A 26,408-nucleotide genomic window follows, 5' to 3' on the forward strand; every position below is an offset into this window, starting at 1 on the left:
GGAAGATCTCGTGTTGCGGGTTCGCTTCGTTGCGCCGGCCATCGACGCGGAATACGCTTTTCTGCTTTTAACGCTTTGTGGCAAACAACGGCTGTCCTCCGCCCTTGATCCGCGAGGACCTGCGGCGAAAGGGACGCCTCGCCCGAGGTCACTTCCCGATACAGAAGCGGGAGAAGATCTGGTCGAGCACGTCTTCGGTGGTGACGGCACCGGTGATGGCGCCGAGCTCGTGGAGGGCCGTGCGGAGGTCGAGGGCGAGGGTGTCGCCGGAGGCGCCGGCATCGAAGGCCCGGCGTGCGGCGCGGACGGCGTCGAGGGCCCGGCGCAGGTGGGCACGGTGGCGCTGGTTCATGACCACGGGCGAGGCGTCGGCCCGGCTGAGGTCGTCGCCCACGGCGGCCACGAGGGCGTCGACGAGCGGCGCCAGGGCGGCGGCGTCCGACGTGGCGTCGCGGGCCGAGAGGGGCAGGAACGTGCCGTCCAGCCCTTCGGGCGGCCCGATCCGGCCCGGCACGAGGTCCCGCTTGTTGCCGACGACGAGCACCCGCAGCGCCGGCCGGGTGTGCCGGATCTCCCGCAGGAACGCCGCCTCTTCGGCGTCGAGGCCACGCGTCAGGTCGTAGACGTAGACGAGCACATCGCCGGCCTCGATGGAGCGGCGGGCGCGGCGCACCCCTTCGGCCTCGATGGCGTCGGCGGTCTGGCGCAGCCCGGCGGTGTCGACGAAGCGGAAGCGCAGCCCCCGGATCTCGGCCTCGGCCTCGATTTCGTCGCGGGTGGTGCCGGGCACATCGCTGACGATGGCCCGCTCCCGCCCCACGAGCGCGTTGAGCAGCGTCGATTTGCCCGCGTTCGGCCGCCCGCCGATGACCACCGTGACGCCGTCGCGCAGGAGCACCCCGAGCCGGTACGAGTCCAGCAGGCCGGAGAGCGTCGCCTCGCTCTCGTCCAGGAGGTGCAGGAGCCGCTCCCGGTCGGCAAACTCGACGTCCTCCTCGGCGAAGTCGAGCTCGAGTTCGACGTAGGCGCAGAGTTCGAGCAATTCCTCGCGGAGGCGAGCCAGGCCGGCCGAATAGCGTCCCTGCAGGTGGGCCAGCGAGACCCGGTGCGCCAGCGTGGAGCCGGCGTGGATGAGGTCGGCGACGGCCTCGGCCTGGGCCAGGTCGAGCTTGCCGTTGAGGAAGGCCCGCTGCGTGAACTCGCCCGGGGCGGCCATCCGGGCGCCGTGGGCCAGCAGGCTCTCCAGGATGAGCTGCGGGGCGAAGTCACCGCCGTGGCACGAGACCTCCACCACGTCCTCGCCCGTGGCCGAGTGCGGCGCCCGGAAGACGGTGACCACCACCTGGTCGATCTCCGCGCCGTCCGGCGCCAGCAGGTAACCCACGTGGGCCGTGTGCGAGGGCACGGCTGTCAGATCCTTCCCCCGGAAACACGCATTCACGACGGACACCGCTTCAGGCCCCGAGACGCGGAGGACGGCCAGGGCGGCGCGGCCCCGCGCCGTAGCCAGGGCGGCTATCGTGTCCTCGGCATGACGCATGGCGGGCGGAAAATCCTGAAAGCAATCCGTCACCCCGGTCAGGAGCGGATCTTCTTCCCGCCTTTCCCGGACCGGGCCTTGCCCCGCCGGCCCTTCCCCTTGCGCGTCACCGCCCGGGCGTCCTGCGGATCGCCCTTCCCGTTGGCGGCGGCCCCCGCTTCCTTTTCCTTCTCCAGCGAGCGGTTGATGAACTTCTGCTGGATGGCCGTGAGCACGTTGTAGCAGAGGTAGTAGAGGCTCAGCCCCGAAGACAGCCGGTTGAAGATGGCGAAGATCATCACGGGGAAGATATAGGTGAAGATCTTCATCTGGGGGTTGGTGGGCGTCGAGGACATCTGGATGCGCATCTGCACGATCATCGAGATGCCCATGAGCAGGGTAAAGCCGGCCACGAAGTCGCCGTAGAGCGGGATGGAGAAGGGCAGGTGGAGGATGGCGTCCGGCGCGGAGAGGTCGTGCGCCCAGAGGAAGCCCTTTTGCCGGATCTCGATGGCCTGCGGGAGGAACTGCCAGAGGGCGATGATGATCGGGTACTGCAACAGCATCGGGAGGCAGCCACCGAGCGGGTTGACGCCCGTCTCCTTGTACAGCTTCATCATCGCCTCCTGCTGCTTCTGCGGGTTGTCCGCATACTTCTCCTTGATGGCCTCCATCTTCGGCTGGAGCTCGCGCATCCGGGCCATGCTCCGGTAGGACGATTTCGTCAGCGGGTAGACGGCCAGCTTGACCAGGAGGGCCAGGACGATGATGACCAGGCCGTAGTTGGGCAGAACGCCGCCGAGCAGGGCGAAGAGCGGAATGAAGACGAACTTGGCCAGGGGCCGGGTCATCCACTCGAAGGCGTCCCAGCCGTAGTCCACCATGTCGTAGAGCCCGAGCCCGTAGTCGGCCAGGCGGAGGTACTCCATCGGGCCGATGTACAGGCGGAAGGCATCGGCCCCCGTCTCCGGAAACGGCATCAACAGGCTGACGGCGTAATCCTCACGGAGGGAAGGCGTTCCGGGTTCACCGAGGCGCTCGCCGAGGAGCTCGGCCCCGCGCGTGGTACCGTCGGGGATCACGACGGCGGTAAAGTAGGTGTTTTTGACGGCAACCCAGTCGACCTGCCCGCGCAGCGTGGCTTCCTGATACGCATCCGAGTTCAGGTCGATGTATTCCACCTCCCCGCCGCTGCGGGCATAGGCGCCGGCGCGCTGCGCTTCCTGCTCGGGATCGCCTTCCGTATGCGGGATGCCGCCGTCCCACATCAGCTCGTAGCCCAGGCTGGTCTCGAACGTGGCCGCGCCCTCCTGCTCGACGCTGAGCTGCACCTCGTATTCTTCCGGAACGAAGGTATAGGTCTGCGTAATCGCCCCCTCGCCCACGGTGGCCCGGAACGAGAGGGTGGCGGGTCCGTCGTGCACTTCCAGCCGGTCCCCCCCGATGCTCGGGGTGAAGAAGAAGTTGCGCGTGTCGACGACGCGGTTGTTCGGGGTGGTGAAGACCAGGGCCAGGGCACCGGTTTTCGTCGTGTCGATGAGCTGGACGGGGTCCTCGCTGCCGGCCTTGCGGTACTTCTTCAGCGTGAACGAGACGAGGGTGGCCCCCTTCGTGGAAAAGCGCGCCTCATAGAGGTCGGTCTCGACGGTGATGAAGCGCTCCTCCCCTTCGGTGGCGCCGGCGATCGTCGAGTCGACCGGCGGCGTGCGGCGGCGCGGCGGCGGTTCGTCCTCCACCGGCGGCGGCTCGACGGCAACCAGCGAATCCCCCGCGGCCGGCCCGGCGGGGGGAGGCGGCGGGGGCGTGAGCCACGTCAGCCACACGATCATGATCAGGGCGATGAGAACGGTGGCGATGACGACGTTACGATCCACGGTCGAGACTCCAGGTGGGAAAAGAGGGCTAAGACAAAGAGAATAGGCGGGTTAGAAAAGACGGGGACGGCGAAAGGTACGAGAGGTCCGGGGGGCTGTTCCGCGCTCATGGAAGTTTCATGCCGGCGGCGAGCCCGCTTCCAGCCGCATCACCAGTTTTCGCAGGGCCGCCGGCAGATCCCGGGGAACACGACGGCGGGCCGTGGCGGGGTCGCCCCGGTAGAGCACCATGAGCGTAAGGGTCTCGTCCCGTCGTGAAAAGAGGTCTATCAGGCCGGCCTGGTGCACCCGATAGACCTCTCGCAGGATTCGTTTGACCCGGTTCCGCACCACGGCCGGACGCGCGCCTCGCCCGGCCGAAAAGCCGACCTGCACCGGCACCGGCTGCCCCACCTCCCGGCGGTCGACCACACGGTACAGCAAGCGCACGCTTCCGACGGCGAGCGAACCGACGTCACCCCGGTTGCGGTCGAAGAGCGGTCGGATGAGACGCTGCCGTTTCAGGCGCATCGCACGGGGCAGGCGGCGGAACCGGTCACGCCCCGGCACGGCTACTTGCCACTCCGGGCATCGCTGACGGTCAGGCGCTTGCGTCCCTTGGCCCGGCGTCGCGCCAGCACCTGCCGGCCCTTTTTCGTCTTCATGCGCGCCCGGAACCCGTGCTTGTTGGCCCGCTTCCGGCGACTCGGCTGATACGTACGTTTCATGTCGTTCTCAACGGGATGGCTCTTCAGAAACAAGGGGGGATCTTACCGCCGACCAGAACCCCGGGTTCGGATCCCGCTTCCCCTTCATTCTCTTTTCGATAAAGGGCAGTCAAAATAAGGAACCCCGTGCAAAAATCAACGTGAACAGCTTGACTTTCATGCAAAGTCGATTTAAAATGCGGGTCCTTTCGCGGGAATAGCTCAGTTGGTAGAGCATCAGCTTCCCAAGCTGAGGGTCGCGGGTTCGAGTCCCGTTTCCCGCTCCACACCGGCCGCTTCGTGCGGCCAATTTGTTTTTGGGCGATTAGCTCAGCCGGTTAGAGCGCCTGCCTTACAAGCAGGAGGTCGCTGGTTCGAATCCAGCATCGCCCACCCGGAAACGCCCCGAAACCGGCCCCTGCAGCCTGTTTCCATCCTTCAATGCCCGCGGGCATGGCCGCCGTGGTCGCGGCGCTGCGCGGCGAACCATCGGTGGAGGGCCTGCACGAGCGCCGTGTCCGACGACGCGTACCGGATCCGCCCGCCGCCAGGCTCTTCCGCATACTGCACCCGCAGGCGGGCTGCCCCCGAAGCCAGCTCTTTCAGCCCCTGCATCTCCTCCCCGTGGATCCGTGCCGGCGCGCTGAAATCACCACGGGCAAACCGCGCAGCCTGCTCCCGGAGATGACGCCGGATGAGAACCACCTGCGCCTGATCCTGCGGATCCCGGACGATGACGCGCTGCACACCGCCCTCCTCCGTGGGCTCAAACACGTGGATCGTGCGGTCCAGGTCAAACGGCATCACTACGGCACCCCGGGCAGCCACCTCGGCCTGGCGGTGCACCAGACTCGTATCGGCATCATGGTGCGCCCGGTGGTTGCGTCCATCCGGGTTACACCCGGACACCAGCAACGCGGCGAGTACGAGGCTATAATGCAGGCGCATAAGATTCTCCCATGATGCAGCGAACGAACTACGCCCTCAAACGCGCGATCCCATGACAAGATCGCGCGTTGGCCTCACCGCTCAGGGGTCAGGCGGCGCGTGGCGACGGGAACCTGTCCCGTGCGCCGGTCGGTGACGGCTGGCACGTAGGCCCCCGGCTCCAGACGATCCGTCTTCCTGTCTTTACCCGCGGGGATCGCTCGCTTTCCTCACGGCACGCGCACGAACCGCCGCGCCCTCACCCCTTCCCGCGTTTCCAGCCGGTACACATACACCCCGCCCGGCAGGCTGGCGGCATGCCACCGGACCTCGTGCGTCCCGGCCGGGTAGACGCCCTCGGCCACCACCGCAACGCGCCGGCCCAGCACGTCGAAAACCGCCAGGCGCACCGGGGCGGTCTCGGGCAGGGCGAACCGAAACGTCGTCGCCGCGGAGAACGGGTTGGGATAGGCCGGCGCCAGCATGTAGCGATCCGGCAGGCCGGCCGCCTCCGTCGAAACCGCAGCGTCGTGCAGGTCGAGCCGCGGATCGACGCGCAGCGTGCGCGGCGGGGTGCAGGTATCGCTCACCTCCAGGAAGAAGAAGGAGCCGCCCTGCTCCGGCGCGCCGATCACCAGCCGCACCGACGTGGCCTCTTCCCCCGGAGCGCCGGTAAAGTCGAACCGCTCGAAGCCGCTGTTTTCCGAACCGGTGATCCCCCCCGAGCCGGCATAGTCGACCAGGGGATTGCCGGCCCCGTCCCGCACCTCCAGGAGGGCGATGTTCGAGGAAGTCGACAGATCCAGCGCGAAGGCAGCGAAGCCGGTGCCGGCCGTCATGGGCACCTCGGCACGGCCGCCGGAGAGCGGGTCGATGGTGCCGTCCCAGAAGGGCGCCGTGCCCGGATCCCGGCAGGGATCGACGAACGTCTGGCCCGTGTTGCAGGCCCCGAACGTGTTCGGCGCGGCCGCCTGCCAGGTGAAGTCCTCGTACACGGAACCCGACCCCGCCAGCTGCAGCGAATGCCCCACCGGCGTGCTGCCGCTCTCGGCCACGCCGATGTCCGTGCTCGTCATGCCGGCGGCCGGCCCGTCCACCGCTGTGAACGTGCCCTCATAGCTGAGAAACTGCACCACGACCCCGGCATCGTCGACGAGTGCCAGGCCATCGGGCGCACCGTTCTGAATGCCGTTGGTCGGATAGGAGAGCACCACCACACCGAAGCCGTCGCACACGTCCGGGATCGGGCCCGTGAGATTCGTCGTGGCGTACGCTTCACCATTGGCTCCATTGTACAGCACCAGGCTCCAGCCCGTCAGGTCGGTGCCGGCCGGTCCGGCGATCTCGACGGCCTCGCCGGTATCGGTGCCGTCGTTGTCATAGTGGAGTTCGTTGATGAAAACCGGGGTTTGCGCATGGACGGGCAACCATAGCAACCATACCAGAGCAGCAAGCAGTATCCTGAACATCACAACCTCCATGTTTGAGCGAGAGAGGAGAAACGATCATCGCCCACCGGTGCCCAAACATCACCCGAAACGCAGAAAGCCACAGGCTCCCTGAATCACATCACTTTAGCCGGCGGGCGAGGGGGTATTTCTGGCTGTTTTTCTTAATCTTTACACCCGAAACCAGAGACCCTCGGCTGCAATCCTTGCGACACGCTCTAACAGGATAAGACCCGGAAGACAACTCCTCAAGGGAAAAGGTAAAAAAGTGCTTCGGATTACCCGCCCTCGACACCGGGACGGGCTTTTGAAGGCCGGGCCTAACTTTTTCCCGGCCCGGTAGTACACACCCCGATGAGAAGATCCGTACGGCGGCCGATGTCCATGGACGAAACCCACACCTCCGCTTCGAACACCACCCGTTCCGGGGACCGGGGTGGTTCCCGGAAGAAGGAACCCGGTATCGGGCAGACATTGCTCGACGACCTTCGCAGTGGCGACCTCCGGCGCTCCCTCCGAGAAGACCTCCGGGAAACCTACCGGTTCTACCTCGACGACGCCCGGCGAGACGAGCTCTCGGCCATGGGGCAGGCCAAACGCTGGCTCGTAGCCACGTGGTGGCTGCTCAAGAGCATGTTCTTCAAACTCACGCCGGCCCGGCGGCTTTTCCTCGTGCTCAGCCTCTATTTCGTCGTCAACGGCAGCCTGAGGGATCCGACGCAGATCGTCGTGGGCTTCGTCGTCCTCTTCTTCATCCTGCTGCTCGAACTGAAGGACAAGCTCCTGGCACAGGACGAACTGGCCGCCGGCCGCGCCGTGCAGCTCGCGCTGATGCCGGACCGCAACCCGCGCGTCTCCGGCTGGGAAACCTGGCTCTTCACCCGGCCGGCCAACGACGTCGGCGGTGACCTGGTGGACTACCTCGAACGCCCCGACGGGCTCCTCGGCCTGGCGCTGGGCGACATCGCCGGGAAAGGGCTGCCGGCGGCGCTGCTCATGGCCCGCCTGCAGGCCACCCTGCGCGCCCTGGCCCCGGAGGCTCCCTCGCTCGCCAACCTGGGCACCACCCTGAACGACATCTTCTACCGGGACGGCCTCCGCAGCCGTTTCGCCTCGCTGGTCTACCTGGAGGTGACCCCGGAGACGGGCGCGGTGCGGCTGCTCAACGCCGGGCACCTACCCCCTCTTATCGTCCGCGCCGACGGGACGGTGGAGGAGGCCCCGCGCGGCGGCCCGGCCCTGGGGCTGATGCCGGGCGTCCGCTTCACCGAACAGCACCTGGACATGGCCCCCGGCGACCTGCTCGTGGTCTATTCGGACGGCGTCACGGAGGCCCGCAACGCCTACGGCTGGTTTTTCGAGGAAGACCGCCTGCACGCGATCCTGCCGCAGCTCCCCGGCCGGACGGCCGAAGACGCGGGCCGGCGCATCCTCTCGGCCGTCGAGCACTTCATCGGCGACGCCCGCCCGCACGACGATCTCTCGCTCGTGGTGCTCCGGCGTTGCCCGGAGGGAGCCCCTTCCCCCGACGACCTCCTCATCGCCCCGGCTTCGTCTCGTCGATCCCCCCCTCCCGGGGCGGGGCATGCTTGACCCACCGTTCCAGCCACCGGTCCGTCTCCCAGAGCATGTGCAGCACCGATTCCCGGGCGCGGTAGCCGTGGCTCTCGTGCGGCAGCATCACCAGGCGGGCCGTCTTGCCGAGCCCCTTCAGGGCATGGTAGAAGCGCTCGCTCTGGATCGGGAACGTGCCGGAGTTGTTGTCCGCCTCGCCGTGGATGAGCAGGATCGGCTCGTCGAGCTTGTCGGCGTTCATGAAGGGGGACATGCGGAAGTAGACCTCGGGGGCCTCCCAGAAGGTGCGTTCCTCGGCCTGGAAGCCGAACGGCGTCAGGGAGCGGTTGTAGGCCCCGCTGCGCGCGATGCCGGCACGGAACAGGTCCGAATGCACCAGCAGGTTGGCCGTCATGAAGGCGCCGTAGGAGTGCCCGCCGATGGCGACGCGCTCCGGATCGACGACACCCCGCCGCACCCCCTCGTCGATGACGGCCCGGGCGTTCATCACCAGTTGCTCGACGAAGGTGTCGTTCGGCTCCTGGTCGCCCTCACCCACGATGGGCATGGACGCATCGTCGAGCACGGCGTAGCCCCGCGTGACGAACGGCACGGCCCCCCAGTAGCTGACGTACTTGAACAGGTAGGGCGAGTCGGTGATCTGCCCGGCGGCGTCGGCGCTCTTGTACTCGCGCGGGTAGGCCCACACGAAGGCCGGCAGCGGCCCCTCCCGCTCGGGGTCGTAGCCGGCGGGCAGGTAGAGCGTGGCGGTGAGTTGCACCCCGTCGGCCCGCTCATACACGAGGAACTCCTTCTGGATGTCCATCAGCTCGGGGTACGGATGGGGGAAGGCCGTCAGCGCCGCCACCTCGCCGGTGGTGCGGTGGCGGACGAAGTAGTTCGGCGGCTCGGTGGGGCTCTGGCGGCGCGTCACGAGGCGCGTGCCGGCGTCGTCGAGCAGGGCCACGGGCTCCTCGAAGTAGGGTGCCTCGGAGCGGAAGAGCTCTTCGACGGCCCCCGTCTCCAGGTTCATCTTGCGGAGGAAGGGCCGCTCGCCCTCGGGCGAGGCGCCGTCGCCCGCCAGGAAGATCGCCGTGCCGCCGTCGGTCGTCTGGAGGACGTACGTGCCGGCGGCCGTGGGACGCATCAGGGGCCGGCCCGGGTCGTTGTACCGGTCCTCCGTCGAGTAGTCGAGCAGGAGGCGCGGGGGCGTGCCGGGATCGTCCGGGCGGACGAGGTAGACGCGCCGCGTGCGGGTGCGCCACCACGACTCCGACACGAGGGCGAACCCGTCCTCGCTCCACTGGATGCCGTCGTACCGCAGCGGTAGCGTGATGAGGGGCACGGGCTCGCCGTCGAACGGCGCTGCCAGCATGAAGACGCGGTCACGCTCGTCCGCCTCGGCGCGGGCGTCGCCGCCGTCGAGGGCTTCCGTCCAGACGACCGTGGCCGGCGCATCGGCCCGCCAGGCGACGTTCCGCATGCCCGTGGGCACCGACCCGAAGCCCGTGGGCACCTCCTCGGCGAGCGGCAGGTCGGCCAGCTCGGCCACCCGGTTGCCGTCGCGGTCCCACACCTCGACGCGACGGGGGAAGCGGTAGGCTGGCACCAGGTAGGAGAACGGCTCGTGGATCGTCTCGACGAGGAGGAAGCGGCCGTCCGGCGAGGGCGTCGCGTCGGCCACGAGGCCGGGGTCGCCGAGGGGCGTCACGGTGCCGTCGAGCCCCACCCGCAGCAGGCGGGTCGTCATGAAGTGGTCAAAGAGGGCCTCATCGTGCCGGTTCTGGAGAAGGTCCTGGTAGGTGCGCACGGGGGCCGCCTTGCCGATGTTTTCCTGAACGGTGGGGCCTTCGGGCGCCGGCGGCGGTTCGGGCGGCGCGCCCCGGTCGGGCGGCACGGCCCGCACCACGAGGGCGCGGCCGCCGGGCAGCCAGGCGTACGGCGTGCCGTAGTAGACGTTGTTCACGGCGAAGTCGCCCGCCCGCCGGGCCCGGCCGGTGGCGACGTCGGCCACGTACAGGTCGATGCGGTCGGGCCCGGTGACGGTGAAGGCCAGGTGCCGGCCGTCCGGCGCCCACGTCACGTCGGCGATGCGGGCGCCCTCGGGCAGGCCCGTCACCTCCGTCTCGCCGTCCGTGTCGAGGCGGCGCAGGACCAGCCGGTTGAAGTAGCCCGCCCGGCTCGGGCCGCTCGTGCGGGGGTTGATGCGCAACCCGGCCAGCCGCAGTTCGGGCTGGGCCAGTTCCTCGATGGAGGGCAGGCTGGGCCGGTGCATGAGCAACATCACGGCCCGGTCCGGGCTGAGGCTGACCGCCGGTGTGGGCGGTGCGTCGACCAGGCGGGCCAGCTCCTCGGGCGGCGTCTGATAGCGTTCCTGGGCGTACAGCTCCGGGGCCTGAAGAAACAGCCCCAGCATTAACAGCAAAAGCGGACGAAACATGGCACCACGGGGTTGGAGGCAGGGCAACGGGCACACGGCAGCGGCAGGCCGTCGACGGGAAATATACTGAGCCGCCCCCGGGGTTGCGCAAGCGCTTCCGGGCATTCCCCTCCCGGAGCCCGACCCGGCCTGCGGGGCGCTGGGAAAAATCCCCAGCTTCGACCGGGCAAAACGCCTATTTACCTGTGTTACGTCGCTGCGATATATTGGGGGCGCCCTGCAGTTGTAGGGTAAGGGGGTTTCAAGATGGGTGATCTCGGCGCTTAGGCGCCGCCGGCTCGCCCCCGGGCGGGCCGGCCCTGTCCGCACAGCAGGAGGTAGGTTATGTGGTCACCCGACCTGCAGGACCTCCCCTGTGCGGACAGGGCCAAAAACTTGCTGCTCGGCGGACAAGGCCGTGTTCGAGGAAGTGAGGGCGTACGAGCCTTTCGTTGTCCGCGGGCAGTCAACACACCTCGTTGTTGGGGTTGAGCACGGGGCGGCTTCCAGACCGGAAGTCGCCCCTTTTTCTTACCCCGGCCTCGCATCCCGTAACGACACGAAGGCACGAAGCCTTCTCGTCGCTTCGTGCCTTCGAAAGGAAAAGCGGGGTGGGCGGGCACGCCGGGACCGGCCGCACCGGCTCAACGGAAAACTCAGGAAAAGCCCGGAGGAGAGGGAGCATACCGGAGCGCAGGGCGATCCGGGCCGGGAGCGGGCGGGCGCGGTGCCATGTACATCCACGCGTAACCGGCCGGGTCCGGCCCCTCTTCCCTGGCCGCTGCCAGGGCCTCGCACGCCATGTGCAGCCAGTCACGGGCCTCGTCGTCGTGCAGCAGCAGATGGATCACCTCCCGGCGCTCTTCCTCGGAGAGCGTGCCGGAGATGAAGGCGGCCATCGTGTGATCGTCGAGCATGGTGGGCGTTGTCATAAGCACGACCTCAACTACTTCGTGAACGCAAGGCGGCGGGTCCGATCCGGACACCGGGCCTCCCCGGTATCGACCAACCCGCCCGCTTTCTTAAGCCGTGCCCGGCTCACGAAGATGATGCCACAGACGCCTTCGCCGAAAATTCGGCCGTTTTGACGGATCGTGCCCACCGCCGGGGACATTTTCGCCCGGCACGCGGCAAAGGCTGCCGCCCCGACGCGAAGCGGCGGCCCCCTTCGCGGAAGCCGCCGCCTGGTTACCCGAAGCGCCGGGGCGATCACTCGGCGGTGAGCGCCGCAATCCCCTGCTCGAAGACGATGTCGACCGGGATGCCGGCACCGGCCAGACGGTCGAGGTCGGCCTGCAGCTCCGGCCCGACCTGCGCGTACTTCGCGACGAACGCGGCCACGCCCGCATAGTCGCCGTCCCCCTGGAAGCGAAGGATCTTCTCCGAGAGGGCGTTCATGGCCTCGGTCATCTTGTCGAAGTGGACGCGGTAGGTGCCCGTGGCGGCGTCCCGTTCGAAGGCCCCCATCTCTTTGAAGAAGTTGAACCGGATCATGTTGGCGCGGCCGTGGGCGCTGGCGGCGCCGAAGCGCACCGAGCGGAAGATGCCGGCCAGGAACGTGACGTAATGGTCCATCAGGTCGGCGTCGAGCTCGCCGGCCTCTTTCAGCTTCGTGACCATGTAGAGCCCCAGGATGTCGGCTTTGCCCTCTTCGAGGGCCGAGGCGTGCTCGCGCAGGGCCTCCCGCACGGTACCCCGGCCGTCGAGGGTGTTCTTGATGCCCAGCCCGTGCGCTACCTCGTGGAACATGGTGTTGCCGAAGAAGGCGTCGAAGGTGACGTGGTCACGCTGGTCCTCGGCGATGAGGACGCCGGCGATGGGGAGGAGGATCTTGTCGAACTTGGCCCGCATGCTGTTTTTGAGCTGGAGCCGCCGCGTGCCCTTCTGGAGCTGTACCTCTTCGTCGTTGGGCAGGTTGATGGCGATGGTTTTGGAGCCTGCGTTGGCGTCGCCCGCGTAGTAGAGGGCGTCGTAGGCGTTCAGGTCGGAGTCGGTGCCGGGCGTCTCCTGCTTGTACTCGGGGGGCACGGGCAGCCCCTCCTGGAGCATCGGCAGGAGCTCGGCGTAGCGGGCCAGCCGCTCGCTCCATTCGCGATCCTTGACCAGGATGAAGGTCTCGGCAGCGGCCTTGTACCCGAAGAGCTGGTCCTCGTACGTCTCGATGGGGCCGATGACGACCTCGAGCGTGTTGTCCTTCATGTCCATCCAGGCCAGGTCGCTCGGCTGGTATTCGCTCGTCAGGAGGGCCTCGGCGCGGAGCTCGAGGTACCGCTTGAGGCCGGGCTCCTCGGCCAGCGCCGCGGCGGCCCGCAGCTTCTCAGCGGCCCGCTGCATGGGTGCGGCATAGGCCTCGTGGTAGGGCACGGCCCGCAGCCCGCCGTCCTCCCCGCGCACGACGACGGTGTACAGGCTCCGGAGAGTCGGGTCTTCGGCCGCCGCCGCCTCGAACTCCTCCTTCGTCATGTCGGCCGGGTAGAAGTTGGCGCCGGCGGGCTTGGGCCCCACGCCTTCGACGAACGGCGCGTTGTTGGCGAGCCGGTCCCACGGCCCGTAGTTGATCTCGGCGAAGCGTTTGAGCGCCGGGTCGTCGATGCGGGCCAGGAGTTCGTCTTTGTCGCCGTAGGCCTGCTGCCAGAAGATGGCGTCCATCTCGTGCGCGGCCTCGATGAGCAGCGGGATCATGCGGCACTCGGCTTCGGAGAGCACGCTCAGGTCGGTCGTCAGGCGGAAGGTGGTGTACTTGTCGAGCAGCGCCCGGGCCTCGGGGCTGCCCTGGTCGACGTCATACATGCCGGTGGGCTCAGGGATGTTTTGCGTGGCGAGGAAGTCGCGGCAGTCGAAGCCGTCCTCCGGGGCGGGGCGGTCGCAGGCCGCCAGCAGGAGCAGCAGGGCGGCACTGCAGACGACGGACAATCGGCGCATGGGGATCGCAGGAAAGGTGGGACGAACGCAGACGGGCTCCATACCCTTTGCCGGTTGGAGCCCCCGGTCAAGATACGAGATCCCGGGGAATGAAAGGCGGTGGATGCGCGTGGAAAGAGGGCGGCATCCCGGCGGGCGTGCCTGGAAGTCAGGGGACGTATGCGGCGATCGCCGCCGGAACGGGGGCCGGCAGGGGAAACACGCCGTCGCGGCGGGCGAGCCAGACGTGCCCGCCATCACGCAATAGCCGGGTGACCGGATGGGGCAAGGGCGGCAGGCCGGCGTGCTCGGGCGGCAGCCGCCGGGCCACCTCGGCCTCGGCGACCTGCAACTCGCGCAGGTTGTTGCCGTGTGCCCCGGCATGAGGCATCTCGCGCAGGTGAACGAGGCCGTCGTCGGTGGCCAGGATGAACCCCCCTCCGGGCAGGGCCTCAACGTCGTGGATGCGGTTGCCGCGTCGTCCCAGGTAGGTAAACTCGGCGGGATGATCTTCGTCTCCGGCCGGGAAGAAGGCGACGGCCTCGCTCATGACGACCCACAGGCCCGACGGCGTCGCCACGAGCCGTTCGACGATGTTGTCCGGCAGGCCGTGGTTGGCGGTGCCCTCCTCGGAGTAGACGAGCCAGCCGCGCCCCATGCGCCGGAACAGGCCGATGCCGGTGCCCACCCAGGCCGCACCGTCCGGCATGACGGCCAGCGCGTGGACCGGAGCCGCGGCCAGCGCCGGGCGCCAGGTCGTGTCCCGGCGCGTGAAGACGCCGAAGCGCTCCGTGCCCACCCAGAGCGCGTCTCCCGGGGACACGGCCAGCGCGGTGACGGCTGGCTGCGGATCGAGCGCGGGCAGGTGGAGCGTGTCGAGGGGAGCTTCTGGCGTGGTGAGCCGGTACAGGCCCCGGGCGGTGCCCAGCCACAGCGCACCGCCCGCATCGACGGCGGCGGCGCGCACGGGAGCCGGCAGCCGGCGCACCACCGGGGGCCGGCCGTCCCGCAGCCAGCGCACCTCGGCGCCGCCGCCCAGCACGAGGCCGTCCCGCCAGGCCACCAGCACCGCCGGGTCTTTCGGCAACGGGACGTCCAGGTGCCAGGCGGTGGGCACCGTCGTGCCGCATCCCGGCGCCGCCACCCCCAGTATCATCAAGACCAGCGCGTATACGATCGGTCGTACGGCCATGGCCTCACCTGCGTAAAAGTCCTGGTTGAGACTGAAAGCCTGAACGTTAGCATCCTGAGATCGGCGATGACAAGCCCGTCGATCAACATTAACGATCTGGTTACGGCAGGCTAACGATCATCTAACGAAGGGCTGATCCGACGGTAACGAAGAAGTCGCACGGAACAGGTAGGTTGCGGGTGCATCCGGCTCGGCCGGAAGACCCTTCTGTACCCTGAACCAACCGCTCCCTATCAGCCATGTCCCACACGCTACGCGCCCTGCTGTGGATGCTCGTCCTGATGCTCCCGCTGGCGGCATCCGCGCAGAAAAAGAATGTCATCCTGTTCATCGGCGACGGCCACGGCATCGCACCGCGGACGGCCACCCGCATGGCCCTCGGCCAGGGCCAGGACGGCAGCCGCTTCTCCGACGATCCGAATTTTCACCTGCTGGCCTCCGATCGGCTGCGCTACAACGCCATGGTGACCACCCACTCGCTCAACTCATGGATCACCGACTCGGCACCGGGAGCCTCCGTCTATGCCGTGGGGAAGGCGGGCAAAGTGGATAACGAGTACATCTCGCTCGATCCGGTGACCGGGGCCCCGCTGGAGACGATCCTGGAGGCCGCAAAGAAGGCCGGCTACGCCGTCGGGCTCGTCTCCACGACGCGCATCACCCATGCCACCCCGGCTGCCTTTGCCTCGCACGTCTGGAACCGGGATCTGGAGGATTACATCGCCGCGCAGTACCTCTCGGCCACGCAGGCGGAGTATGAGGCGATCTTCAACGCCGGGCCGGGCTACGATGCCGCCCGCGACTGGGTGCTGCCGGCACCGAAGGAGGGCGTTCACCTCGACGTGATCCTCGGCGGCGGCGCCCGCCACTTCCTGCCCCGTACCAACCCGAACGCCAATGGCAACGCCACGGTCGTCGACCGCGACGGCAACCCGATCACGGACGGGGCAGCGCCCGTCACCCTGAGCGGCCGCCGCAGCGACGAGGTGGACCTGGTCGAGATCGCCAAGACACGGGGCTTCCGCTACGTCAACAGCCGGGATGCCCTGCTGGCCGTGCTGGACGACCTCGATGCCTTCACCCCGGAGAACGACACCCGCCTGCTGGGGCTCTTCAGCAGCTCCCATCGCAGCTACGAGGCCGAGCGCCAGCTCCTCTTCCCGTGGGAGCCGGCCCTCTGGGAAATGACGCAGGTTGCCATCGAGGTGCTCAAGCGCAAGAGCGACAAGGGCTTTTTTCTCATCGTCGAGGGCGGCCGCATCGACCACCTCGAACATGCCAATGCCGGCGGCATCGGCTATGAAGGCAGCAACTACACGGTCGTCGCCGACAAAGAAGCTATCATCGCCGAGGACGTCTACGGCGGCGGCACCGACCGCCTGGCGGGTGTCTACGGCTCGGATTACATGATCAAAGAAGTACTGGACTTCGACTATGCCATCGGCGAGGGCCTCAACCTGATGAACGACGCCACAGCCGGGCAGACGCTCCTGATGACTACCTCCGATCACGAATGCGGCGGCTTCACGGTCGTCGGCCTCCACGATGCCGCCGACGCGCAGGGCAACGGCACGTTGGTGCGCACCTACGCCCGGCAACCGGAGAAAACCGACGGGCAGTTCACCCCGGTCCCGCAAAACATCGACCGGGGCGATGACGAGCTCGGCGGCTGGTTCCCCGAATACACGCTCGTCCCGTTTCAGGGTAAGATGTGGCCGGAGCCGAGCGGCCCGAACGCGCGCCGCATCGTCATCGCCTACGGGTCGAACCCGCTCGTCAATGGCAACGGCGGCACCATCGGCACCACGCCCGGCAACCACACGCCGCAGGACGTCTGGGTCGGCGCCGACGACAACGTGGGCGGCACCTATGCCGGCCGGATCACCGGACGCGGCCTGCTCGACAACACCGACCTCTTCCCCATCATGGCCGACTTCCTGAACGTGCAGACCTCGACCCGCATCGAGCAGGAATCGGATCTCCCGGGGCGCTTCGGTGCCGTGGAGGCGTTCCCGAACCCGTTCCAGGGCACGCTCCGCGTGGCGCTCGACGTGGCGGAGGCGCAGCCGGTGGACCTGGAGGTGTACAATGCCCTGGGCCAGCGCGTGCGGATCCTCGAACGCGGGAAGCGCCTGGCGCCGGGACGCCACGAGGTCGCCTGGGACGGCCGGGACGATGCGGGCCTGGCCGTGGCCTCCGGCCTCTATCTGATCGTGGCCCGCAGCGGCGACCAGATCACCTCACGGCAGGTCATCCGCCTCCGCTGAAGCGTCCGTCACGAAACACGAAAAAGGGGAGGGACCGGCTGCGGTTCCTCCCCTGCTTGTTTGCCGGGGCCGGGCGTGCCCGTTCGCCGGCTTCAGTCGCCGCGACCGCGTTTACGGCCGCCCCGGCGTTTGCCCCGGCCGCGCCGCTTCTTGCGCTCGGCCATCTCGGCGTCTTCGGCGTCGGCGGCCTCGCGGCGAGCCGCCTCCTCGGCCGTGATCTCGGGCTGTTCGGGGGCCCGGTGCATCAGCTCGTGGTAGAGGTCGTCCACCAGCATCGCCAGCAGCTCGGGCTCCTCCTCGGCCAGCTCCTCGACGAGGGGCACGAAGCGCTGGAGCCGCTCGCGCGCCAGGTTGGTCTTGTCCCGGTAGCGGTCCTCGAGCACCACGGTCATGCGCTCGGCCACACGGCGGGCAACGTCCTCCGGGCCCGGCAGCGGGCGCTTCTCGATGTCGATGGCGTACCGGTGCGCGATGGCCAGCAGCGTCCGTTCGTCCTCGAACGTGGTCAGCACGAGGGCCGTCCCCGTTTTGCCGGCGCGGGCCGTGCGCCCGGTACGGTGGATGTAGATCTCCTGGTCCTGCGGCACGTCGTAGATGATGACGTGGCTCAGGTCCGAGATGTCGATGCCGCGGGCGGCCACGTCGGTGGCGACGAGGAAGCGGAGCTGCCCTTTGCGGATGCGGTCCATGATGCGCTCACGGGCCCGTTGCGGCAGGTCGCCCGTCAGGCCGGCGGCGTCGTAGCCGTAGTTCGTCAGGAACTGGGCCAGGTACTCGACGTCCCGCTTCGTGTTGGCGAAGATGATGGCCGAGTCCGGGTTCTCCAGCTCGATCAGTCGCACGAGCGCCCGGTCCTTCTCCATCGGATCGACCTTGTAGTAGCGATGCTCGATGGCGTCGACGCTCTCATGGCCGGCGCTGAGCGAGAGAAAGCCGGGCTCGCGGAGGAACTCGCGGGCCAGGGCGCGCACCTTCGGCGGCATGGTGGCGCTGAACATGTACGACTGCCGGCGGGCGGGCAGGTAGCGTTTGAGCTGGCGCATGGCCGGGTAGAAGCCCATCGAAAGCATCTCGTCGGCCTCGTCGAGGATGAGCACCCGGAGGGCGTCCAGGCGGAAGGTGGCGCGCTCGAGGTGGTCGAGGATGCGGCCGGGCGTGCCGATGACGATCTGGGCGCCGTCCTGCAGGGCCCGGTTCTGCGGCCCGTACCGCACGCCGCCGTAGACGAGTGCGGCCGAGAGGCCTTCCGGCGCGTCCCCCCGCATCCGCACGAACTCCTCGTGGATCTGACGGGCCAGCTCGCGGGTGGGCGTCAGGATGAGGGCCTGCGCGGCGCGCTTCTCGGGGTCGAGCAGGGTAAAGAGGGGAAGGAGGAAGGCGCCGGTCTTGCCCGAGCCGGTACGCGACTGCACGATCAGGTCGCGGCCGTCGAGCATGTACGGGATGGCCTTCTCCTGGACGGGCATCAGCCGGTCCCAGCCGGCGTTCTCGACGGCGCGGCGCACCGCCGGCGGCAGCGTCTCGAGCGTGGCACCCGGCAGCGGCGGGTCGGGCTCGACGAGCGAGGCCTGCACCTTCGCCTGCCGGGCCGCCTCCTGGGCCCGGGTAGTCAGGTCGATGACACGGGTAAAGGGACTTCCCTGGTTCGGTTCTTCGGGCATAACGTCGTACGGGTTGAAAGAGCTATCTCGTCGTGTTCACGATCACCGGTCTGGATGCATCAACCCTTGAACGTTGCGGCCGGAAGCGCGATCCACGGGGGGTTACATGGCCAGGCCCCCGTCCACATGGAGGACGTGGCCGGTGATGTAGTCGGCGGCGGGGGCGGCGAGGAAGAGCACGGCGGCGGCCACCTCGTCGGGGCGGGCGGGGCGGCCGAGCGGGACGGCGCCGAGCATGGCCTCCCGGGCGGCCTCCGGAAGCTGTGCCGTCATGTCCGTGGCCACGTAGCCCGGCGCCACCACGTTGACCGTCACGCCGCGGCTGCCGAGCTCCTTCGCCAGGCTCTTCGAGAAGCCGATGATGCCGGCCTTCGAGGCGGCGTAGTTCGTCTGGCCCGGGTTGCCCATGACGCCGACGACGGACGAGATGTTGATGATCTTGCCGCCGCGCTGCTTCATCATGGGCCGGTAAGCGGCCTTGCAGAAGTTGAAGACGCTCTTGAGGTTCGTCTCGATGACGGCGTCCCAGTCCTCCTCTTTCATGCGGAGCATGAGGTTGTCCCGGGTGATGCCGGCGTTGTTGACGAGCACGTCGAGCGAGCCCCAGGCCTCGAGCACGCCGCGGACGGCGGCCTCGGCATGGGCCGCGTCGGCGGCGTCGCCCTGGAAGACGAGCACCTCGGTGCCCCGCGCTTCGAGTTCGGCTTTGAGGGCGTCGGCCTCGGCGGTGGAGGAGCGGTAGGTGAAGGCCACGCGGGCCCCGGCCCCGGCCAGCGCCTCGACGATGGCCCGGCCGATGCCGCGCGTTCCCCCGGTGACGAGCGCGTTCTTTCCGTTCAGGTTGAGTAACATATAGCGTTGGTCTATGCTATCGAAACTGTCGTTGTGCAGCGCGATGTAGCCGCACCCTTCACGGGTGCGCTCCCCTCTCCGCCGGCGCACCCGGGCTAAAGCCCGCGGCTACACGGTACGTTCGAGGAGCAATGTAGCCGCACCCTTCACGGGTGCGCCCCCCCTCTCCGCCGACGCGCCCGGGCTAAAGCCCGCGGCTACACGGTACGTTCGAGGAGCAATGTAGCCGCACCCTTCACGGGTGCGCTCCCCCTCTCCGCCGACGCGCCCGGGCTAAAGCCCGCGGCTACACGGTACGTTCGAGGAGCAATGTAGCCGCACCCTTCACGGGTGCGCTCCCCTCTCCGCCGGCGCACCCGGGCTAAAGCCCGCAGCTACCCGGTACGCTCGAGGAGCGATGTAGCCGCACCCTTCACGGGTGCGCTCCCCTCTCCGCCGGCACGCCCGGGCTAAAGCCCGCGGCTACACGGTGGGTCCGGTTCGCTAAGGGCAGCCATGCCCTCCATAACCATGACCTCCGCTATATCATGCACTAGAAACCGTGGTGAGGGTGTCCAGCTCGTCCGCCGTGCCGGCGGTGGCTGCTTCGACGTCGCGGCCCAGGGTGCGGCGCACGAGGCCCGTCAGCACGTTGCCGGCGCCGACCTCCACGAAGCGCGTGGCGCCGTCGGCCTGCATGCGGCGGAGCGTCTGGGCCCAGCGTACGGGCGCGGTGAGCTGTTCGAGCAGGCGTTGCCGGATCGCCTCGGGGTCGGTCGTCGGGGCCGCGGTCACGTTCAGGTAGACCGGGCAGCGGGGCGTCCGGATGGCGAGCCGGGTCAGCCCCTCGGCCAGCCCGTCGCGGGCATGGGACATCAGGGGCGAGTGGAAGGCCCCGCTGACGGGCAGCAGCACGGCCCGCCGGGCACCCCGCGCCTTCGCCTCTTCGATGGCCCGCTCGACGGCCGCGACATCGCCGGAGATGACCACCTGCCCGGGCGCGTTGTAGTTGGCCGCGCAGACGACCTCGTCGCCCTCGCTGGCCGCCGCGCAGACCGCCTCGACGGCCTCGTCGTCCATCCCGAGCAGCGCCGCCATCGTGCCCGGCCGGTGCGTGCCGGCCTCGGCCATGAGACGACCGCGCAGGCGCACGAGGCGCAGCCCGTCCTCGAAGGCGATGGCCCCGGCGGCGGCCAGGGCGCTGTACTCGCCGAGGCTGTGCCCGGCCGTCATGTCGGGGCGGTGGCCCCGTGCTTCCAGCACGGCCATCGCGGCCAGGCTGTGCACGTAGAGGGCCGGCTGCGTCACGTCGGTCTGTTTGAGGGCCTCGGCCTCGGCCTCCGGGTCGCCGCCCGCGCCGAACATCCGCCCGGAGAGCGGGAAGCCCAGCAGGTCGTCGGCGGCTTCGAAGACGGCCCGCGCCTCGGGGAAGCGGTCGTACAGGTCCCGCCCCATCCCGACGAACTGCGAGCCCTGGCCGGGGAAAAGGTATGCGGTCGTGGTCATAGGTAGGATCGGGGTTTCAGCACGTCATGATTCCGGAAGCGGGCGCCCCGGCCCGTTTCGCACAAGCCGTCACGCAGCGCCGGAACGCGGACGAGCCGGCACGGAGGCCCACTTCTTCAACCCGCAGGGGGCATCCCGTGCGGTGTCGCCCCGGCGCGTCTCGCCGTCAGGCGCTTTCGGCGACCTCGGCCGTGGCGGTGCGGGCCACGGTGTCACCGTCGTAGGCCCACTTCACGTAGGCGGCGCCCCAGGTGAAGCCGCCCCCGAAGGCCGCCAGCACCAGGTTGTCCCCCCGGCGGAGGTCCTGCTCCCAGTCGTGGAGGCAGAGCGGGATGGTGGCGGCGGTCGTGTTGCCGTAGCGCTCGATGTTGAGCATCACCTTGTCCATGCCGATGCCCATGCGGCGGGCGGTGGCGTCGATGATGCGGAGGTTGGCCTGGTGCGGGACGAGAAAGCGGACGTCGTCGCCGGTGAGGCCGTTGCGCTCCATGATCTCGGCCGAGACGTCGGCCATGCCCGCGACGGCGTAGCGGAAGACGTGGCGTCCCTCCTGGTGGAGGAAGTGCATCTTCTTGTCGACCGTCTCGTGCGTGGGCGGGTTGAGGCTGCCGCCGCCCTTCATGCACAGCAGGTCCCACTGCGAGCCGTCGACGCGCTCGATGGAGTCGATCAGGCCGTAGCCTTCGGTGTCGGGTTCGAGCAGGACGGCCCCGGCGGCGTCGCCGAAGAGGACGCAGGTGGTCCGGTCGGTATAGTCGGTGATGGTGCTCATCTTGTCGGCCCCGATGACGAGCACCTTTTCGTGCTTGCCGCTTTCGATGAAGCGGGCGCCGGTGGAGAGGGCGAAGAGGAAACCGCTGCAGGCGGCCGAGAGGTCGAAGCCCCAGGCGTTCTTCGCGCCGATGGCGGCCTGGACCAGGCAGGCGGTGGCGGGAAAGAACATGTCCGGGGTGACGGTGGCCACGATGATCGCGTCGATCTCCTCGGGCTCGATGCCCCGCTTGCGGAGCAGGTCCCGGGCGGCTTCGGCGGCCATGTAGGAGGTGGCCTTGTCCTTGTCCCAGAGGATGCGCCGCTCCCGGATGCCGGTGCGGGTCCGGATCCACTCGTCCGAGGTGTCGACCATTTTTTCGAGGTCCGCGTTCGTCAGGCGATCTTCCGGAAGGAAATGCCCGACGGCGGTGATGGCTGCGCGTATCATAAGCACTTCTGGATGGCGGTGGTAGCGCCGCGCGGGCCGCGCCACGCGGCCCGCGTGCGGCGGCAAAGCGGGTTCAGCCGCCAAGGGCGGCAGCGATGGCGCCGGCGACGTCCTGCCGGGCCACCTCGGCGCCGGTGAGGATCATGCGCTCGACGGCCCGGGCCGAGGAGCCGCCGTGACCGATGAGCACGTGCCCGTTGACCCCGAGCAGGGGGACGCCCCCGAACTCCTGATAGTCGAAATGGCGCAGGGCCCCCCGCAGCACGCGGGCCACCAGGGCCTGCTCCTCGGAGGCGAGCCCCAGGCGCTGCATCTCCTGCCCGATCATCTGCGGCAGAATCGTGGCCACACTCTCGCCCAGCTTGAGGATGATGTTGCCCACAAAGCCGTCACACACGACGACGTCGGCGGGATACTGCAGCAGATCGCGCCCCTCGACGTTTCCCTTGAAACGCAGGCCCGGCGTCTCGGCGAAGAGCCGGTGGGTTTCCTTCGCCTGCTCGTTGCCCTTGCCCGGCTCCTCCCCGATGTTCAGGAGCGCCACCGTGGGGTGCTCCCGTTTGAGGATGCGCTCGGCATAGATCGCCCCCATCAGTCCGAACTGCACCAGGTGCTCGGGCTTGCAGTCGACGTTGCTACCCACGTCGAGCACGACCGTGGGCTTCTGGTGGGAATTGGGGAAAAAAGCGGGCAGCGCCGGGCGTGCCACCCCGGGTACCCGGCCCAGGATGAAGAGCGCCGCCGCCATCACGGCCCCGGTGTTGCCGGCGCTGACGAAGACGTCGGCCTGCCCGGCCTTGAGCGCCCCCAGGCCGAGATGGATCGACGAGCGGGGTTTGCCCTTGAGCGCCGCCGTCGGCGCCTCGTGCATCTCGATGACCTCCGGCGCCTCGATCAGGCACAGCGGCAGGTCGGCCGCATCCCCGTACGCTTCGAGTTGCCGGCGCAGGCGGCCGGACGGCCCGAAGAGCAGCACCTCGACGTCGCCCGCGGCGTCGCGGGCCGCCGCCACCGCCCCTTCGACGACCACGTCCGGGGCCCGGTCTCCTCCCATTGCATCAACAGCAACGCGAATGCCCATGGCTCACGTGTTGACTAAGCGAAAGGCCTGACGGCATCGCTCCGGCCGCACCTCCACCGGAGACGACATTCGGTCAAGATACAAAGCCGGGCATGCAAGAAAAAGAAACACGCTCCGCGCGCCACGGCCATCCCGAACGGCACCGCGGCGACCAGAGCGTGTAGCGTGGAATAATGCAGGAGGATACGTCAAACGATCTCCGGGCGTTCGACCACCTGACGCCCACGGTAATAACCGCAGGAAGGACAGGCACGGTGCATCACCTTCGTGTCACCGCAGTTGGGGCATTCCATCAGCTGCGGCTCGCGGAGCCGGTTGTAATAGTTGGCCCGGCGGGCCCGCGTACGCGCCTTCGAATGCTTGCGTTTGGGATTGGCCATGGGTATTCCTCAAAAGGTTGTAGACAACGGGAAAACGACGGGCTACGAGGCTACCCCTCGTTCACTTCATCGCCGGGACGCAACCGGCGCAGCGCCTCCCAGCGCGGATCGACCCCGCCCTCGTCTCCGAAGCGGAGCGGCAACGCCACCTCTTCCGCGCCCGGGGCGACCTTCCGCACCGGCACGGCCAGCATCAGCGTGTCCCGCACCACATCGGTCAGGTCAATCTCCTGATCCGACGGCAAGAGCGGGCGCACGTCGTCATGCGCCGGTTCGAGCTCGGCCACGAGCGCGGGAGCGGCATACAACACCGTATAGCGCCCCTCGATCGGGCGATCGAACAGCACCAGCGTCCGGTCACATTCCAGCGTGGCGATGGCCTCGGCCTTCAGGCGCACCAGGACCCGCCCCGGCTGCACGTCGAGCCGGAGGGCGACGGCAATGTCCCGAAAGACCGCCGCATCCAGGTCAAGGGCCTCGGCGGACGGCCGCACGTCGAGCCGGTGAGATCCCGGCTTCAGGCTGGCAACGTCGATCCGCAACATGGCGCAGGCAAGAGGGTCTTCGCACGGCACAAAAAAAGCAGGCTACCCGGCCGATGGTAGCCCTGCCCCCATGAAACACGGGGGTCAACCAAGTTAGAAAAGAGAGGTTTCCTTTTCAACCGGAGGAAACCCAACCTTTTACCGAAAAGTGCGTGAAGGAAGGCTCCTCGCCCCCAAAGTTCTTCTGTGAAATCGCCGCCGATGTGCTTGACGTTGTAGCCCGCGTTGGTTACCATGCTACCGCGTTGCGAGGCAGGCAGCCCTCCTGCTGTACACCCACAGCTACTTCCCCGGAAGCCGGATCCCAGGACCGGTTTTTTTCGCTTTCGCTCGCCCGCTGAACCACCGCGACGTTTCGTGCCTCCGGCTCCCGTCTCACGACGGGCTTCGACGCCCCGGGCATACCCCGACCCGATCCGGACCGACTGACATTTCCATCGCCGGCCGCCGTGCGTGTGGATAATTTGTTGACAACCACACCGCCCGGGGGACCGGCCCTCGCGGACGGGCCCGGGAGCCGAAGAAGGGAGTCGCCGTGGCACCATAGCGTCGCGAACGTGCTGCTTTCAAGTTCTTTAAAATCAAGTTTCTACCGGCACCACTGCGCCCTGTTGATAACCTGTGAACGGCTGTGGATAAATCGGGTCGTCGCAATGGGATCACCGGGGTGGTTGTGCCGGTGTGTTGATAACGGGTGAATATGTTGCGGGCCGGTGTACGTCAGGGCCGGATGCGGCGGGCTGCCTTCGCGATGCCTTACACGATACGATGTACCTGACCGGACCCTCCGGGTGTCCGGTTCATGCGCAGGCAGGTTCACAAGCATGGAGCACAGCCCCGAGTCGGTCTGGAAACAATGTCTCGACATCATCCGGGACAACATCAGCAGGCAAAGTTTCAAAACATGGTTCGAACCGCTGAAGGCCGTTCGCCTGGAGCAGGACGGCGAGCTGATCAAACTCACCGTGCAGCTGCCCAGCCAGTTCTACTACGAATGGCTGGAGGAGCACTACTTTGCGCTGCTAAGGAAGACGATCACGAAGGTACTGGGGCCGCAGGGCCGGCTGTTCTATGACATCGTGATCGAGAAGGATGACGCCGAGGGCGGCTACGAGGGCGCGTCCGTGCAACTGCCCTCGCGCAGTCCGGCCAACGAGCCGCCCCCGGTGGCGAGCGGGGTGGACCGGCCGCCGCCGGAGAGCGGGGCGGAGCCGGCGACGCCGACCTCCGAACCGCCGGCCCCGTCCCGGTTCGGCCCGGGCGGGCTCCCGCCGGCCCCGATCACGAACCCCTTCGTCATCCCGGGCATCCGCAAGGCGGACGTCGACAGCCGGCTCAACGCCCACTACACGTTCGAGCGTTTCATCGAGGGGGACTGTAACCGCCTGGCCCGCAGCGCGGCGCTGGCCATCGCCCAGCAGCCCGGCGCCACCAGCTTCAACCCGTTCCTCGTCTATGGCGGGGTCGGCCTGGGCAAGACGCACCTCATCCAGGCCATCGGCAACTACATCAAAGCCAACCGCCGCACCGAAACCGTCCTTTACGTCTCCAGCGAGCGCTTCACGACGGAGTTCGTCCAGGCCATCCAGCACAACCGCGCCAGCGACTTCTCCCTCTTCTACCGGCAAATCGACCTGCTCATCATCGACGACGTCCAGTTCTTCGGCGGCAAGGAGAAAACGCAGGAGGAGTTCTTCCACATCTTCAACGCCCTGCATCAGAGCGGCAAGCAGATCGTCCTCTCGGCCGACCGCCCCCCGCGTGACATCCAGGGCATCGAGGAGCGCCTGCTCTCCCGCTTCCAGTGGGGCCTCTCGGCGGACCTGCAGCCCCCCGAGCTGGAAACCCGCATCGCCATCCTGCGCCGCAAGGCGGAAGACGAGGGCGTCACCCTCCCCGACGAGATCATCGAGTTCGTCGCTCACCACATCAAGAGCAACATCCGCGAACTCGAAGGAGCGCTGATCCGCCTGATCGCCCAGACGGCACTCCACCGCCGGGAACTCGACCTGTCGCTGGCCAAAGAGATCCTGCGGGACCTGATCAAAGAAAGCCGGATCAGCCTTTCCATCGAGCAGATCCAGCGCATCGTGTGCGAGTACTTCAACATCCCCGAAGACCTCGTCCGGGCCAAGACGCGCAAGCGGGAGGTGGTGCAGGCCCGGCAGGTGGCCATGTACTTCAGCAAGCAACTGACGCAGCATTCCCTCAAAACGATCGGACTCCACTTCGGCGGACGCGACCACTCGACCGTGATCCATGCCTGCCAGAGCGTGACGAACCAGATCGAAACCGATCCCAAGTTCCGGGAAATCATCGAAGAGATCGCCCACAAGCTCGAACTCCACAGCCGGTAGCGCCCCCCGGCCCGGAGTGGATTTATCCCGCCGGATTTTCGTATTTTTCCGGGCCTCCG

20 protein-coding genes and 2 tRNA genes are annotated in these 26,408 nt (G+C 68.0%); 5 read left to right on the forward strand and 17 right to left on the reverse strand.

Features of this window, described 5'->3' with window-relative positions:
- Positions 1-148 precede the first annotated feature (148 nt).
- The 4 genes from mnmE to rpmH form a co-directional block, all read right to left on the reverse strand.
- The gene (mnmE, locus tag GQ464_RS09600; RefSeq protein ID WP_166979414.1) at positions 149-1,540 is read right to left on the reverse strand and encodes a tRNA uridine-5-carboxymethylaminomethyl(34) synthesis GTPase MnmE; all 1,392 of its coding nucleotides are present in this window, start codon (positions 1,538-1,540) and stop codon (positions 149-151) included.
- Between the two features lie 38 nt (positions 1,541-1,578).
- On the reverse strand, positions 1,579-3,393 hold the full coding sequence (gene yidC / locus GQ464_RS09605; RefSeq protein ID WP_166979412.1) for a membrane protein insertase YidC: 1,815 nt from the start codon (positions 3,391-3,393) through the stop codon (positions 1,579-1,581).
- Between the two features lie 117 nt (positions 3,394-3,510).
- Positions 3,511-3,903: a ribonuclease P protein component gene (locus GQ464_RS09610; protein WP_166979410.1), complete on the reverse strand. Its 393-nt coding sequence runs from the start codon at positions 3,901-3,903 to the stop codon at positions 3,511-3,513.
- Positions 3,904-3,944: 41 nt separating this feature from the next.
- Complete coding sequence (gene rpmH, locus GQ464_RS09615; RefSeq protein WP_166979408.1) at positions 3,945-4,100, reverse strand: 50S ribosomal protein L34; 156 nt, start codon at positions 4,098-4,100, stop codon at positions 3,945-3,947.
- Positions 4,101-4,290: 190 nt separating this feature from the next.
- Here rpmH and GQ464_RS09620 point away from each other — a divergent pair.
- Both GQ464_RS09620 and GQ464_RS09625 read left to right on the forward strand, forming a co-directional pair.
- Positions 4,291-4,366: transfer RNA gene (locus GQ464_RS09620), tRNA-Gly, on the forward strand.
- Positions 4,367-4,398: 32 nt separating this feature from the next.
- A tRNA-Val gene (locus GQ464_RS09625) sits at positions 4,399-4,472 on the forward strand.
- Positions 4,473-4,517: 45 nt separating this feature from the next.
- Here GQ464_RS09625 and GQ464_RS09630 read toward each other — a convergent pair.
- Positions 4,518-5,027, reverse strand: a complete 510-nt coding sequence (locus GQ464_RS09630; RefSeq protein ID WP_166979406.1) for an aspartate carbamoyltransferase — start codon at positions 5,025-5,027, stop codon at positions 4,518-4,520.
- 209 nt (positions 5,028-5,236) lie between these two features.
- The gene (locus GQ464_RS19025) at positions 5,237-6,475 is read right to left on the reverse strand and encodes a T9SS type A sorting domain-containing protein (RefSeq protein ID WP_228350167.1); all 1,239 of its coding nucleotides are present in this window, start codon (positions 6,473-6,475) and stop codon (positions 5,237-5,239) included.
- A gap of 357 nt (positions 6,476-6,832) precedes the next feature.
- On the opposite strand from GQ464_RS19025, the gene GQ464_RS09640 reads away from it, so the two are divergent.
- Positions 6,833-8,047 (forward strand): PP2C family protein-serine/threonine phosphatase, encoded by a 1,215-nt coding sequence (locus GQ464_RS09640; protein WP_166979404.1) that lies wholly within the window; start codon positions 6,833-6,835, stop codon positions 8,045-8,047.
- Here GQ464_RS09640 and GQ464_RS09645 read toward each other — a convergent pair.
- From GQ464_RS09645 to GQ464_RS09660, 4 genes are all read right to left on the reverse strand, one after another.
- Positions 7,992-10,448, reverse strand: coding sequence for a S9 family peptidase (locus tag GQ464_RS09645; RefSeq protein ID WP_228350168.1), 2,457 nt, complete (start codon positions 10,446-10,448; stop codon positions 7,992-7,994). The genes GQ464_RS09640 and GQ464_RS09645 overlap by 56 nt on opposite strands.
- 635 nt (positions 10,449-11,083) lie before the next feature.
- The gene (locus tag GQ464_RS09650) at positions 11,084-11,359 is read right to left on the reverse strand and encodes a hypothetical protein (RefSeq protein WP_166981850.1); all 276 of its coding nucleotides are present in this window, start codon (positions 11,357-11,359) and stop codon (positions 11,084-11,086) included.
- 277 nt (positions 11,360-11,636) lie between these two features.
- Positions 11,637-13,349, reverse strand: coding sequence for a dipeptidyl-peptidase 3 family protein (locus tag GQ464_RS09655; RefSeq protein ID WP_166981853.1), 1,713 nt, complete (start codon positions 13,347-13,349; stop codon positions 11,637-11,639).
- 148 nt (positions 13,350-13,497) lie between these two features.
- Positions 13,498-14,520, reverse strand: coding sequence for a hypothetical protein (locus GQ464_RS09660; RefSeq protein ID WP_228350169.1), 1,023 nt, complete (start codon positions 14,518-14,520; stop codon positions 13,498-13,500).
- A 239-nt stretch (positions 14,521-14,759) separates the two neighbouring features.
- On the opposite strand from GQ464_RS09660, the gene GQ464_RS09665 reads away from it, so the two are divergent.
- Positions 14,760-16,787: an alkaline phosphatase gene (locus GQ464_RS09665; protein ID WP_228350170.1), complete on the forward strand. Its 2,028-nt coding sequence runs from the start codon at positions 14,760-14,762 to the stop codon at positions 16,785-16,787.
- 92 nt (positions 16,788-16,879) lie between these two features.
- On the opposite strand, the gene GQ464_RS09670 is transcribed toward GQ464_RS09665, so the two are convergent.
- From GQ464_RS09670 to GQ464_RS09700, 7 genes are all read right to left on the reverse strand, one after another.
- Positions 16,880-18,448: a DEAD/DEAH box helicase gene (locus tag GQ464_RS09670; RefSeq protein WP_166978995.1), complete on the reverse strand. Its 1,569-nt coding sequence runs from the start codon at positions 18,446-18,448 to the stop codon at positions 16,880-16,882.
- 102 nt (positions 18,449-18,550) lie between these two features.
- Complete coding sequence (fabG, locus tag GQ464_RS09675) at positions 18,551-19,300, reverse strand: 3-oxoacyl-[acyl-carrier-protein] reductase (RefSeq protein ID WP_166978998.1); 750 nt, start codon at positions 19,298-19,300, stop codon at positions 18,551-18,553.
- A 525-nt stretch (positions 19,301-19,825) separates the two neighbouring features.
- Entirely contained in the window at positions 19,826-20,785 is a 960-nt protein-coding gene (fabD, locus tag GQ464_RS09680; protein WP_166979001.1) for an ACP S-malonyltransferase, read from the reverse strand.
- Positions 20,786-20,951: 166 nt separating this feature from the next.
- On the reverse strand, positions 20,952-21,986 hold the full coding sequence (locus GQ464_RS09685) for a beta-ketoacyl-ACP synthase III (protein WP_166979004.1): 1,035 nt from the start codon (positions 21,984-21,986) through the stop codon (positions 20,952-20,954).
- Positions 21,987-22,059: 73 nt separating this feature from the next.
- Positions 22,060-23,067, reverse strand: a complete 1,008-nt coding sequence (gene plsX, locus GQ464_RS09690) for a phosphate acyltransferase PlsX (RefSeq protein ID WP_166979007.1) — start codon at positions 23,065-23,067, stop codon at positions 22,060-22,062.
- 188 nt (positions 23,068-23,255) lie between these two features.
- Positions 23,256-23,447, reverse strand: a complete 192-nt coding sequence (gene rpmF / locus GQ464_RS09695) for a 50S ribosomal protein L32 (protein ID WP_166979010.1) — start codon at positions 23,445-23,447, stop codon at positions 23,256-23,258.
- 50 nt (positions 23,448-23,497) lie between these two features.
- Positions 23,498-23,992: a YceD family protein gene (locus GQ464_RS09700; RefSeq protein WP_166979013.1), complete on the reverse strand. Its 495-nt coding sequence runs from the start codon at positions 23,990-23,992 to the stop codon at positions 23,498-23,500.
- An 824-nt stretch (positions 23,993-24,816) separates the two neighbouring features.
- Between GQ464_RS09700 and dnaA the strand changes: the two genes are divergently transcribed.
- Complete coding sequence (gene dnaA / locus GQ464_RS09705) at positions 24,817-26,349, forward strand: chromosomal replication initiator protein DnaA (protein WP_166979016.1); 1,533 nt, start codon at positions 24,817-24,819, stop codon at positions 26,347-26,349.
- Positions 26,350-26,408: the final 59 nt, after the last annotated feature.

It is taken from the genome of Rhodocaloribacter litoris (genome assembly GCF_011682235.2).
Lineage (GTDB): Bacteria > Bacteroidota > Rhodothermia > Rhodothermales > ISCAR-4553 > Rhodocaloribacter > Rhodocaloribacter litoris.